Below are 14,033 nucleotides of genomic sequence, written 5' to 3'. Positions count from 1 at the left end.
GCATCATGCCTGCGGGAAAATCTAAACCCAAATTTGTAGCTGACGGCCTTACCTTTGACGACGTGCTCCTCGTGCCGGCCTACAGCGAAGTTCTGCCTAAAGAAGTAAACATCTCTACGCAACTCACCAAGAACATACGTCTGAACATTCCGATGGTATCAGCGGCTATGGACACTGTGACAGAAGCCAATCTGGCTATCGCGCTGGCGAGAGAAGGGGGTATAGGTATTCTCCACAAAAACATGAGCATCGAAAGACAAGCGGAGATGGTAAGAAGGGTAAAACGTAGCGAAAGCGGTCTGATTATGGACCCCGTTACCCTGAAAGCCGATGCCACTATTGGCCAGGCGCTGAAGCTCATGAAAGAAAACGGCATTGGTGGTATTCCCATTATCGATGACAATAACAAACTGGTTGGTATTCTGACTAACAGGGACCTGCGTTTCGAAAGAAACAAAAAGCGCCTGGTATCAGAAGTAATGACCAGTGAAAAACTCATCACAGCACCAGAAGGCACCGATCTGAAAAAGGCGGAAAAAATCCTTCAGCAATATAAAATTGAAAAGCTGCCGGTTGTTAACAAACAAGGTAAACTGGTTGGCCTGATCACTTATCGCGACATTCTGCAGCTGACCAGCTATCCCAATGCCGTAAAAGATGAATTTGGCCGTTTGCTGGTAGGTGCTGCACTGGGCATTACCCCCGATGTACTGGACCGCGCCCAGGCTCTCATCAACGTAGGTGTTGACGTAGTTTGTCTGGACAGCTCCCATGGTCACTCTATCGCGGTGATCAACACACTCAAAAAATTAAAGAAAGCTTTCCCGAAACTGCAGGTGATTGCCGGTAACGTAGCTACCGCAGAAGGTGCGCTGGCACTGGCACAGGCAGGCGCTGACGCTGTGAAGGTAGGTGTGGGACCAGGCTCTATCTGTACCACCCGTATCGTAACCGGCGCTGGTTTCCCTCAATTGTCCGCTATTCTGGAAGCATCTGAAGCACTGAAGAAACTGGGTATTCCGGTAATCGCCGATGGCGGTATCCGTTATACCGGTGATATGGTAAAAGCAATCGCCGCCGGCGCTTCCTGTATCATGGCCGGTTCCATCTTCGCCGGTGTGGAAGAAAGCCCCGGAGAAACTATCATCTACGAAGGCCGTAAATTCAAGTCCTACCGCGGCATGGGCTCTATCGAAGCCATGCAGGAAGGTAGTAAAGACCGCTACTTCCAGGATGAAGATGATATCAAGAAACTGGTTCCGGAAGGCATCGTAGGTCGTGTACCTTACAAAGGTTACCTGTCTGAAGTCATCCAGCAATTCGTTGGCGGTCTGCGTGCAGGTATGGGCCTCACTGGTTCTAAAGACGTGAAAGCCCTGCAGGGTGCTCAGTTTGTAAAAATCACCGCTGCTACCGTGAAAGAAAACCACCCTCACGATGTGGTGATCACTAAAGAAGCACCGAACTACAGCCGATAATCAATTACGAATTACGAATTAGTAAGCGGAGATTAATAAGAATTTAAAAAAGCGAAGACCTGAGCGATATTATATGCTCAGGTCTTCGCTTTTAAATTCGTAATTAGTAATTCGTAATTATTTCGCGTCCCACCATACACGGTCAGCGGTAGTCACCTTCTGATCCGGTTGAGGATTGGCCAGAATCTCATTGGAAGGATAAGGCCATCTTCTTGGAATGTAGTTCACGAAAGGATTTTCCGGCAGTGACAACTGCGGATAACCCGTACGTCTCCAGTCGTTGTAGGTTTCGATAGAGAGGAAGCCTGCCACATATTTTTCATAGATGATCTGCTGTATAGCATTGGCATCTGTGAGCGCAGGGCGGCTGTTGATATAAGTCTGCGCATCAGCAGCACCTACCTTCAGCATATCCATGGAAGCTTTGATAGCAGCCTGGTATACCGGTGTGGCGGCAGCGGCGCCTGATTTCAGGAAAGTAGCCTCAGCCTTGATGAACATCGCTTCTGCGTAGGTAGCGAGGTACAGCGGCGCATCAGCTGATGCGTAGAAGCTGTTCACCTGTGACAGCACGGTTGGATCGGGAACAGTTGTAGCACCAGGGGTACGACCGGTATAACCGCCATCTACGTCTGTGGTAGCGATGATGGGCAGGCGAGGGTCGCTATTGCTTTTCAGAAAATCAATGAAGGTTTTGTTCATTACCACACCGCCGGCGCCTGGTTCTGTGTTTTTAAACCAGGGGCTTTCTGCCTGTGCAGCGCCGGTATAAGTTACGGTGGCGTTGTCACTGTTGTCAGCGAAAGCATTGGCCAGCGCGGCAAGGGCGAGATCTGCCTGTGCAGCAGCGGTATGACCGGGCGCTTTGGTCAGGCGCAGGTAAAAACGGGCTTTCAGCATGTAAGCCAGTTTTTTCCATTTGGTCATATTACCCTGATAGATGTAGTCATCTGAACCGGGCGCAATAGCGCTTTTCGGCTGGCTGGCAAAGTAGATGGCACTGTCAAGTGTTGCCTGCAGCTGCTGATAGATAGATTCCTGACTGTCATATTTCGGGCGGGAAATAGCCGGCAGCTTCATCGCATCGGTGTAAGGCACATTGCCCCACACGTCTGTGGCAATAGCCAGGTTGAAGGCAAACAGCGTTTTACCTATCGCCATGTATTCATTATGACCGGCAGCCCTGGCCTGGTCCATCATCAACCGGAGGTTGTTGAGGATGTTGGGATAGATGTAGAAAGTCCAGGTGTTGTCCACATCTACCGGGAAAATACGGTAGGTTTCCTGACCGGGTGACGGCTGGTTTTGAGACAACTGCTGCATCCAATAAGCGCCATTCACGCCATTGAAGCCGCCCACTACCTGTGTGGACACCGTCACTTCTACTGGCGGAAGAATCAGTTTTTCCGATACTTCCATCGGGTTATTAGGATCCTGGTTCACATCCAGGAACTTTTTACAGCCGCTACCCAACAGCACGGTGCTTAAAAATATGGTGGCTATATGTAATCTTCTCATGATTGTTATGCTTTTAAATACTACTAAAAGGTTGCTTTTAAACCAATGATCACGGTACGGTTAGAAGGCGCCATGAAGTTGGCAAAACCTTGTCCGTTGCCGCTTCCGTTGAGGCTCACTTCAGGATCTGAACCGGTATAGTTTTTATGCAGGATAAAGTTGGTACCGGTAACGTTCACTGCCAGTGTTTTAAAAGGTGTTCCTTTCAGGATACTGCCAAAGTTGTAACCCAGTGATACCTGTCTTAATTTCAGGAAAGAACCGTCTTCGATGGAGCTTTCATCCGCAGCGGAATAGATATTGGTATAATAGGCCTGTGTATAAGGTACTGACAGGGTATTCTGTTTACCAGTACTTTCTATCACACCCGGGAATACCACATTGGAACCACGGTTTTCAGTAACCTTAGGTGTTCCGTAGAACAGCAGGTAGTGGTTGTCCAGGTTGAGGATGTCGCCGCCATGCTTGTGGTCCAGTACAAAGGAGAAAGTCAGCGCTTTCCAGGTGAGGGTACTGGTAATACCACCCAGCCATTTAGGTGTTACGTGACCGATAGCAGCAATATCATCAGCCACCTGCGGATATCCATCGTCGCTCAGCAGCATCTGGCCGGCATCGTTACGTTTGAAGTGTGTACCCATGATCACACCATAAGCCTGGTTTTCAAATGCATAGATACCGGGCGTGGTGAAACCTGCGAGGAAGATGCTGTTCAGACCAGGAGCCAGTCTGGTAACCTTGTTATCAATTTTGGTGTAGTTAACACCGATATCCCATGTCAGGTTTTTGGTTTTCACCGGTGTTATATTCAGTACTACTTCCACGCCTTTGTTACGCATATCGCCGGAGTTCATGCTGGCAGCAGGATAACCGGTAGCGCCGGAAATCGGCGTGCTGGTAGTCAACAGGTCGGAGCTTTTTCTGTCGAAGTAGCTTACTTCCAGTCCGGCTCTGTTTTGGAAGAATTTGGTTTCGAGACCTACTTCAAATTCTTTTACGCTTTCGTTTTTAAGCGGGTAAGCATAAGTGGTGCTTTGCAGATAACCGTTCTGGCCCTGGAATGGGAAGTTGACATTGCCTACAGAAGCTTTGATATAAGGAGTGGTCAGGCTGTAAGGACCTACGTTGTCGTTACCTACGGCAGAATAGGACACTCTCAGTTTACCAAAGTTCAGGACTTTATTATCAGACATGCCCAGTGCTTCGGTGAAGATAAAGCCACCGCTCACAGAACCGTAAGGATAGAATTGTTTGTCTTTAGACAATACGGAAGTACCGTCATAACGGCCTGTCACGGCCAATGTCAGCATTTTTCTCCATTCTACGTTTGCCTGTGCATAGAAACCTACTTTTCTGGATTTATACAGATAATAGTTGGAGGTCACATTGCTGGTGTTGGCAACAGTATACAGACCAGGAACAGACAGGCCCACGCCTTCTACATAGTTGTTGTTATTGTAGTTGGAGAGGATGTTGTTACCCAGGATCACATCTGTGGTCCAGTCTGTGCCGAAGGTTTTATGAGCCTGAACAATCAGGTCATGGTTGAACTGCTGGTATTGGATATCGCGTTTGTATAATCTTCCGTCAACAGATTTGGAACCGATGATACCAACGTTTTCATGATAGTCGGTATTGTTAACATACATATCGGCGCCGAATCTTTCGGTGATGGTTAACCAGGAGAGCGGAGAGTAAGACAGGTTGATCACCGGGATGATGCGGTTTACTTTATCTGTCAGACCGGTATTGTCTACGAGCCAGTAAGGGTTGTTACGGGCAGCGCGGTATACCTGTTGAGAACCGTCGGCTTTAGTGGTAGGGAACGGATTCCAGGAGATGGGTGCAGCATACACTGTCCACAGTGGATTGGCGAGGCCGTTACCTTCCAGCAGACGATCGTTATCAGAGTGAATGTAGTTGAACTGGGTGGTGAGGCGCAGGTTTTTAGCCAGCTCTATACCATATTTTGCAAACAGTGCATGCCTTGAATAATCCGTGTTAGGCATGGTACCATCTGTTTTCACGAAAGAGTAAGACACCAGGTAGTTGGACTTATCGGTGTAACCGCTTACTGACACGTTGTTATCAGTAGTATGACCGGTACGGAAGAAGTCTTTGATGTTATCTCTTTTCTGAACAGGAACGCCCCCTACTTTCAGGGTATCGATGAGTGGTCCCCAGGAAGCGGAGCCCAGTTGACCGGCGTTACCGTTTACATATTTACCACCGGAGCCTTGTGCATATTTGTCCTGGAAGCTGGGCAGGATAGGATTCTCGAAAGAATAGCTGGAGCTTACGGATACCGTAGGTTTGCCGGCTTTAGCGCCCATGCCGTTTTTGGTGGTGATGATGATAGCGCCTTTAGCCGCTGCGGAGCCGTAGAGGGCAGTGGCCGCAGAGCCTTTCAGCACGTTAATGCTTTCGATGATGTTGGGATCGATATCAGCAGCACGGTTAGAAGTACCGCCACCGCTGAGGGCGCCGTCAGGGTTGCCCGCTTCGCCGTTATCCATGGGGATACCATCGATAACCACGAGGGCCTGGTTTTCACCGGTGAGGGAGCTGTTACCACGGATCACGATCCTGGCGGAGCTACCGGGCATGCCGCTGGAGTTAGTGATTTGCACGCCTGCCACTTTACCGGACAATGCGTTTACCAGGTTGTTTTGTTTCGCTTCCACGATGGAGGCGCCTTTTACTTCCTGCGTAGCATAGGTAAGGGTGCGTTTATCACGTTTGATGCCCAGTGCCGTTACCACTAGTTCATTCAGCGCCTGGTTGCTGCCTTTCAGGGTAACTACGAGCGGGTTGCCGCTGGCATCTGTTACCACTGTCTGATTGGAATATCCCACAAAAGAGAATACGAGGGAAGCTCCCGCGGGTGCTTCCAGCTTGAAGTTTCCGTCCGGTCCGGAAATGGTGCCTTTAGAGGTGCCTTTAATGAGTACGTTTACACCAGGCAAGGGAGAACCGTCCTTTGCGTCGGTTACTTTACCGGTAATGGTCCGTGTTTGTGCGTATGCATGCAGCATACAGATGGTCACGAACAACCAAAGGAATAACCCTTTCTTCATGAGCAATTTAGATTTTGAAAGATGATTTCTGATACCTGATAACAATGGCATAGCCATCTCTTAATTCGTATAGCCATGTAGGTTATACGTACTAAAAGGTTTTAGTAGACAATAAAATCCTGATCCGGGATGTAATGCCAGTTTTGTGTGACAGTGATGATCCGGGATAATGGTGTTAGTTAAGCACTTGGCTTAAGTGTTCAGATAATTGGTCGCTGTTTTAGATTTAGATGTTGTTTTTTTTTGATTTAGATGATGCAAAAACCTTTTAAGCACAATACATATTGCCTGTCCGGGAGGACCTGGCTCATATCGTTGCTTCACGAGTAAGGTAAAATAACTGCTGGAACTACCGACGCCCAGCCTGCGTCCTTCCTTCATTGACTTCTTAACAAGTGCCTTTGCTTCGGTTGACAGCTGCGTCCTGCAGCCTGATTTTTCATCGTTCCTTCTATGGCTCTCCAGTTGACTTCTTTATAGCGCGATCCGGACAACAACACATACTTTTTATGTAGTCGGTCCATTATATGTATGACTGGTCTAAATTATGAAAAAATTGTTAAACTTTTCAAGCGTAGACATATATGATTTTTAATGATTCGTATTATCTAGTTATCAAGAGCTTTTCTGCTTATTTATCTTGTGTATATAATAAATGTCCGTTTTAATATTGAATTAAATCATTAAAATCTACTTAAAATAGCGCGGCTCCTTTCCTTATCTTCGCCCCTGTTTTGATTTATATCCGATCATGAAATTATCCTCCTTCCTCTGCAGTATTTTCAGCGGCCTGTTACTATGGCTGGCCTGGCCCACCATGCCCTTTACCCCGCTGGTTTTCATCGGTTTCACTCCATTATTATACCTGACTGAAAAAGTACATCACAGGGGGAAATATTTCGGATGGATATTTTTCTCCTTTTTGATATGGAATGTGGCTACTACCTGGTGGGTAGGCAACACCACCGTACCTGCCAGCGGCGTCTTCGCCAACAGCTTTAATGCCCTGCTGATGAGCATTCCCTGGCTGGCCTACAAAAACAGCCGCCGGCGCCTTCCGGAAACAGTGTCCTACTTTGCCCTGATCGTATACTGGCTAACGTTTGAGCTGATACATCAGACGTGGGAACTGAGTTGGCCCTGGCTCGTGCTGGGCAACGCCTTCGCCATGCGGCCGGGATGGATACAGTGGTACCAGTTCACCGGCGCCAGCGGTGGCACCCTCTGGGTACTATTAACCAATATCATCCTTTACCAGACCTGGAAACGGGCACGGATATACGACCTCAGCTGGGGACAACTACTTCGCAAAGAAATCTGGAAACCGGCTGCCGTGATGCTGTTGCCCCTGCTCTGCTCCGCCTTCATCTACCCCACCCCGGACGATCCGGCACGGAAAATCAGTGTGGTAGTGGTGCAGCCCAACATCGACCCCTATGATGAAAAGTTTACGCCGAACTCGGTCATGCAGCAACTGGAAAAGTTCATCCGTCTTTCCGAGTCCAAAACAGACAGCACCACCCGATATATTGTATGGCCGGAAACGGCGTTGTTCCCCCAGGGCGCCTGGGAACATCAGCTGAACTATCAGCCGGAGATACAGGCCATCCGCCGCATGTTGCAGCGATATCCCAAAGCCAAAGTGATCACCGGCGCGGTGACCATGAAACAATACCGCGAGACAGACGAAATACCGGCCACCGCCCGCCGCATGGAAGACGGGACCGCCTGGGAGCCGTTTAACACTGCCCTGCAAATTGATACTTCACAAAATATTCAGGTATATCATAAATATGAACTGGTACCCGGCGTGGAACTGATCCCTTATGTACGGTACCTCTCTTTTATGCAGACACTGGCCCTGGATTTTGGCGGTATCACCGGCGGCTATGGCCGTACCCCTGGCGCTACTTTGTTGACCAATCCTGCCGACAGTATCAATATATTCCCCACCATTTGTTATGAGTCTGTTTTCAGTGACTATGTGGCCGCTGGTGTGAAACCCGGCGCCGACCTGCTGATGGTGATCACCAACGACGGCTGGTGGGGCCGTACCGAAGGGCATCGGCAACACCTGCAATATGCCCGGATACGCGCCATCGAAACCCGCAAATGGGTAGTCAGGAGCGCCAATACCGGCATCTCCGCCGTCGCCGACCCTGCCGGCAATCTGTATCACCTCCAACCCTACTGGGAAGAAGCCGTTTTTAAGGCAACTGTAACACCCAGGCGGGAGCAAACGTTCTATGTCAAAAATGGCGATCTTCTGTCCAAAGGAGCGGTAATATTTTGTATCTTGTTGCTGGTACATGCTTTTATTTCACGATTTATTCCCGGCTTAAGACATGCGGAAAACAACGGATAACGGAAACAGCCAATACGATGATCAGGGCACCGGCCCGGTAGTAGTACTCATTCACGGTTTTGCTGAAAATGCCACCCTATGGGACATCCAGCAGGCTTATCTCAAAGACCGCTTCCGCGTGATCACCCCGGACCTTCCGGGCGCCGGCAATGTACCCCTGACAACACCCCTGACCATGGAATCCATGGCAGATTACGTATATGCCATCCTGTTAGCCGAAAATATAGATAAAGCAACCATCATCGGTCACTCCATGGGCGGCTATGTAGCCCTGGCCCTGGCAGAGAAATACCCGCAGCTGGTGCAGGGACTCGGACTGTTCCATTCCACTGCCACCGCGGACACCGACGAAAAAAGAGATGCACGCCGGAAGTCTATCCGGATGATGCAACAATATGGGGCTGAAACCTTTGTCAGACAAACCCTGCCAAACATGTTCAGCCCGGCATTCAAAACCGCCCAGCCCGACCGTACAGACGCCTATGTACAAATGGGCATGCAGTGTTCCGAAGCAGCCATGATAGCCTATTATGAAGCTATGATGCAGCGCCCGGACCGCACCGGCGTACTAAAAAACACAACGATACCCGTGCTGTTCGTCATTGGGAAAGATGATGCAGCCGTACCGACAGACATCATATTGCCGCAGATTACTCTCCCCAAGGTAAGCAGCATTCATATTTTTGATGAAGTAGGACATATGGGAATGTGGGAAATATATGAAACTGCCAACGTGATCTTGCAGCAGTTTGTGGAGTTCTGTCAGCTTTGACAAAACTTTTATCACCACGACCAAAATCACCCTGTTTTGAAGAAAATTACTCTTCTCCTGATATGCTTTGTATGCACCCTCCCCGTGTATGCCAGCCATATTATCGGTGGCCAGATTTTCTATAAACTACTACGCTCCGAAAGCGGAATGAACACCTACCAGGTGACACTGAAACTATATCGCATCTGTGAAAATGGGGAGCGAATTGCAGAAATGCCTAAAACCGTTATCCTGGCTTCTTTCGATAAAAAAGATAACGGTTATGTTGCCCAGTACAGGATTGACCGCACCGCCTTCGAAGAAAAATCAGCTACCCAGATAGATCCCTGCATCGTCAACCCGCCCAGAGTGTGTTTTCAGGTGGGTACTTTTGAAACGACCATTACCCTGCCGAGTAACGTGGCCGGATACACGATCGCATTCCAGAGCTGCTGCCGCGATCCCTTTATGATGAATATCGTAGCAGAGCGTATTCCGGGGTCTAACGACCGCGGCACCGGCGCTACCTACTTCGCTGAAATCCCCGGTACCAACAGTGGCGCTATAGACCCTGTCAGCGGTGCGGTAAAAAATTCCAGTCCTGCCTTTAACAAGGAGGAAGCTATCCTCGTGTGTTCCGACAAAAAATTTGTATACGATTTCTCTGCATCCGATGTCGACGGCGACCAGCTGGAATATGAATTCTGTGACGCCTACAAAGGCGGCGAGCTGACAGACCAAAGCGGCATCCCTCCCATGGCCGTGAACCCGCCGTATAGTTTTGTACAATACACCGCTCCGTTTAGCGGACAATCTCCGCTCGGCCCTAAGGTGATCATCGACCGCAAAACCGGTATTATCTCCGGGACGGCACCAGCCGCCGGCAAATATGTGGTGACGGTTTGTGTCAATGAATACCGCAACGGAAAAAAAATAGGTACCCTGCGCAAGGACTTTCATATCACCGTCACCACCTGCGTGAAACAAGTGACCGCCGCCATGCCGGAAAAATATGCCGATTGCAGCAGCCTCACCATCACCTTTATCAACAACAGCACCCTCGGTAAACCTTACACCTGGGACTTCGGCGACGGTACGCCCCAGCTGACAGTCACCTCCCCCGATCCTCTTCCGCATACCTACGCCAAAGAAGGGACCTATTACGTAAAACTGTGGGTAGACAAAAACAGCAACTGTGGCGACAGTGCCCTGGCTACCGTGTACGCCTACCCTAAATTTGATCCCGATTTCAGGGTAGCCGGACTCTGTACCGAAAAACCATCCCTGTTTACGCCCGACGTAACGCGGGTGGACCGCGGTACGGTATCCTACTACAAATGGGACTTCGGTACCGGCAATGCAGATGATACCACCAACACTCCTGCCCCCCGGTTCCAGTACAAACAACCAGGCACCTATAACGTACAGCTGTTTGTGCGCTCCACCGTAGGCTGTGAAAAAAATATCGTCCATCCTTTTACTGTATATGACCGGCCACCGTTTAGCGCTACTGCAGATACACTGCTGTGTTTCCGGGACAGCCTGCAAATGTGGGCCGCCTCTGCTATGCCGGGCACTTACCAGTGGACGCCGAACAACTATAAGATACTGAACCCCAATACGCCCAATCCCGTCGTATTCCCCAGGATAGACACTGCCTACACCGTCACCTTCACCGACCAACAGGGATGCACCAACGAAAAAAGAGTGGGCGTGGATGTGAGGGACTCCCTGTTTATTCACACGATACCCGGCGACAGTGCTGTTTGTACCGGAGATGAAGTCCATCTCTCTGTACAGACCGACGGCGCCTATGCCTATCAGTGGACCAACCTGGGCAACAACCAGGTAGTGAGCAACCTGATCGATGCCTTTGTTACGCCGGCCCCGCCGCGGCAGACCTACGAAGTGCTGGCCAGCCTTGGTAAATGTCATACAGCCGATACCGTTAGCCTAAAGGTGGTAGACCCGCCTAAGGCCGTTGCCTACCCGGATACGACCATTTGCTTTGGTATGCCCGTTCTCCTCCGGGCGGAAGGCGGCGCCTATTACCGATGGTCTCCTTCCTTTTATGTAAAAGACCCTACCCTTCCCATTACCTTTGCCAACCCTGTGGACACTACCCGCTTTACGGTAACCGTCACGGATACACTGGGATGTCCTAAAAAGGTGACCGCCAGCGTATTGGTACAGGTGGTACCGCAGGTCCATGCGTTTGCAGGCAACGATACCATCGTGATGCTCAACATACCTTTCCAATTGCTGGCCACCGGAGGTGTGCGCTACACCTGGACACCAGTCACCGGTTTGAACAATCCCAACATTCCCAATCCGGTGACGTTGATCAACCGGGATGTTACCTATACCGTTACCGCTTACAGCAAAGAAGGCTGCACCGGTGCAGACGACATCTTCGTACGTTTCATCGCAGGCCCTGAAATCTATATCCCTAACGCCTTTTCACCGAATGGCGATGGACTGAACGATGTATTCCGGCCGATACCGGTGGGCATGGTGCAGATGGACTTCTTCCGTGTATTTGATCGTTGGGGAAAACTGATGTACGACAATACCACCTATATGAAAGGGTGGGATGGCAGAGTCAATGGTCAACCGGCAGCTGTCGGCACCTATGTATGGGTGGTACAAGGCAGGGATATCAACCATAAAACCGTCCTTCGGAAAGGTACCGTCACACTCATCAGATAAATCTGCTGACAGGTAAGTCATTAGGTATTCCGATATTTAATTGCATATAATCAACTCACCTAAAATCCTCTGTGGTACAGGGAAATAATACTTTAGCTTATTGAACCGGGTCTGCTTTTTTTTTGTTAAATTCAGATAGGAGTAACCCCCAAACATGAAGAGCACCCTGTTACTGGTTCTTGGCTGCTGTTTGTTTCACCTCCACACAGCCGCCTACCACATCATTGGTGGCGAAATTTATTACAAGACGATGGGTATGAGTGGAGATAATTCCCGCTACCGTTATCTCATCACCCTTAAACTATACCGTGACGCAGATTTTACCTGCGGCGACCGGCAGGGTTGTATTGACCGGTTTGAAAATCCGGTGGTAGCCAATGTTTACTCCGCCAACGGCACCCGCGTCATGTCTTCTGTATATCTCTATATCAGTCATGTAGTACCACTGATCGATACCCTGAAAAACCCCTGTCTCGCTCCGCAGGCACAACACCTGGAAGTAGCCTTTTATACTGCCACCATAGAACTGGCGCCCGCACCCGGGGGATATTATGTGGCATCACAACGTTGCTGCCGGGGAGAAAAACTAACCAACATATATGATTCGGAGCATGAAGGCTCCACCTACTATACTGTGATACCCGGCACAGAATCCAGACCTAACAATAACAGCGCTTATTTCGACAAAGACTCCGCCATTGTGATTTGTAATAAGATGCCGTTTAAAATTAACTACGCTGCTTTTGATGAAGATGGCGACAGCCTGACCTATCATCTTTGCAATGCATTGACAGATGGCACTGTCAACAACGAAACCAATTCCACTACCCCTCCGCCTTATAATTCCACCGTGCGGTATATTCCGCCGTATTCCGGCTCCAATCCGATGGGCGGCAGTCCGGCCATCTCCATCGACAATCAGGGCATGATCACCTGCACGCCCGACAGGGCGGGCAAATTCGTGATCACGGTATGTGTGAACGAATTCGACAGGGTGACTAAAAAATTACTGGGTACCCATAGCAAAGATATCCTGCTCACGGTGTTTGACTGTACCACTAAAATTGTGGCCGGTTTCCCATCGGTGCTCAACAACTGTACAGAGTCGCCCGAGCTGCAGGTGGCATTTCCCAATTATAGTACAGCGGGATATACTTCCACCTACTACTGGAGCTTTGGCGATGGTACCGATACCACTACAGAGAACAAAACCATTTTCTTTCACCAGTATCCGGATACCGGTGTGTATAAAGTAAAACTGGTCGTGAATCCACACCTTTCGTGCCGCGACAGTATTACGGGCGTAGTCCGTAACTATCCCGGGTTGCGCGCCGGCTTCACCAGCGCTGGTGTCTGCAAAGGCGATCCTATCACCTTCTACGATACGTCCTCTTATCGTTATGGCAACATTGTCAGCCGTACCTGGGAATTCGGGGTAACAGACAGTGTATTGGTCCCGGGCAACACCCGGGACATCGCGCACCGGTTCGACAAAGGCAACCTGTACACCGTTTCCCTGACGCTCCATACCGACAAACAATGCGATAAAACGGTGACCCAAAGCATACGCATATACGAAGTATTGCCCTTTGCCGGCAACGATACCATTCTGGCTAAAGGACAAACCATGGTGATGCAGGGCAGTGGCGGCGATATTTACTCCTGGCAGCCGTCAGATGGCCTGAGCGATCCCGGCATCGCGCACCCGCTGCTCAACTATAACAAAGACATCACTTATGTGCTGCGGGTATCCAATCAACAAGGCTGTACCGGATATGATACGATCAGTGTAAAATACTATACCGGACCAGAGATGTATATCCCCAATGCTTTCACTCCCAATGGCGACGGCCTCAACGACCGCTTCCGCTTTATTCCCGTGGGCATCGTCAATTATAAATTCTTCCGGATTTTTAACCGCTGGGGGCAGGAAATATATTCCTCCACGGACTTCAGAAGCGGATGGGACGGTACTTACAAGGGAATGCCCGCACCGGTGGACACCTACCTGTGGATATTACAGGGCACCGACTTTAATGGCCGGGAAATCCTTAAAAAAGGAACTGTCACGCTCATCCGTTGACTGCCGGAAAAAGTATCGTTTTTAGGCAATATCACGCTAATTTTACAGTATT

At 49.6% G+C, this 14,033-nt stretch carries 7 protein-coding genes; 5 read left to right on the top strand and 2 right to left on the bottom strand.

What is annotated here, in order from left to right:
• Positions 1–5 precede the first annotated feature (5 nt).
• Positions 6–1,478, top strand: a complete 1,473-nt coding sequence (guaB, locus tag ICL55_RS24735; RefSeq protein WP_188102499.1) for an IMP dehydrogenase — start codon at positions 6–8, stop codon at positions 1,476–1,478.
• Between the two features lie 117 nt (positions 1,479–1,595).
• Here guaB and ICL55_RS24730 read toward each other — a convergent pair whose 3' ends face one another.
• Both ICL55_RS24730 and ICL55_RS24725 read right to left on the bottom strand, forming a co-directional pair.
• Positions 1,596–2,996, bottom strand: coding sequence for a SusD/RagB family nutrient-binding outer membrane lipoprotein (locus tag ICL55_RS24730; protein WP_188102497.1), 1,401 nt, complete (start codon positions 2,994–2,996; stop codon positions 1,596–1,598).
• A 23-nt stretch (positions 2,997–3,019) separates the two neighbouring features.
• Positions 3,020–6,073 (bottom strand): SusC/RagA family TonB-linked outer membrane protein, encoded by a 3,054-nt coding sequence (locus ICL55_RS24725; protein WP_188102495.1) that lies wholly within the window; start codon positions 6,071–6,073, stop codon positions 3,020–3,022.
• A gap of 751 nt (positions 6,074–6,824) precedes the next feature.
• On the opposite strand from ICL55_RS24725, the gene lnt reads away from it, so the two are divergent.
• From lnt to ICL55_RS24705, 4 genes are all read left to right on the top strand, one after another.
• A complete protein-coding gene (lnt, locus tag ICL55_RS24720) occupies positions 6,825–8,438 on the top strand; it encodes an apolipoprotein N-acyltransferase (protein WP_188102493.1) in 1,614 nt (537 codons plus the stop codon).
• Positions 8,419–9,210 carry an alpha/beta fold hydrolase gene (locus tag ICL55_RS24715; RefSeq protein WP_188102491.1) on the top strand — a complete coding sequence of 264 codons (792 nt, stop codon included), beginning with the start codon at positions 8,419–8,421 and terminating at the stop codon, positions 9,208–9,210. Before lnt ends, ICL55_RS24715 begins: the two co-directional genes overlap by 20 nt.
• Positions 9,211–9,246: 36 nt before the next feature.
• Positions 9,247–11,898 (top strand): PKD domain-containing protein, encoded by a 2,652-nt coding sequence (locus tag ICL55_RS24710; protein WP_188102489.1) that lies wholly within the window; start codon positions 9,247–9,249, stop codon positions 11,896–11,898.
• A 154-nt stretch (positions 11,899–12,052) separates the two neighbouring features.
• Positions 12,053–13,981 carry a T9SS type B sorting domain-containing protein gene (locus ICL55_RS24705; protein WP_188102487.1) on the top strand — a complete coding sequence of 643 codons (1,929 nt, stop codon included), beginning with the start codon at positions 12,053–12,055 and terminating at the stop codon, positions 13,979–13,981.
• Positions 13,982–14,033 lie beyond the last annotated feature (52 nt).

The sequence above is a fragment of the Chitinophaga varians genome (assembly GCF_014529945.1).
GTDB lineage: Bacteria > Bacteroidota > Bacteroidia > Chitinophagales > Chitinophagaceae > Chitinophaga > Chitinophaga varians.
The sequence above is the reverse complement of the archived record's forward strand: the minus strand, read 5'-3'. Positions and strand labels throughout refer to the sequence as shown.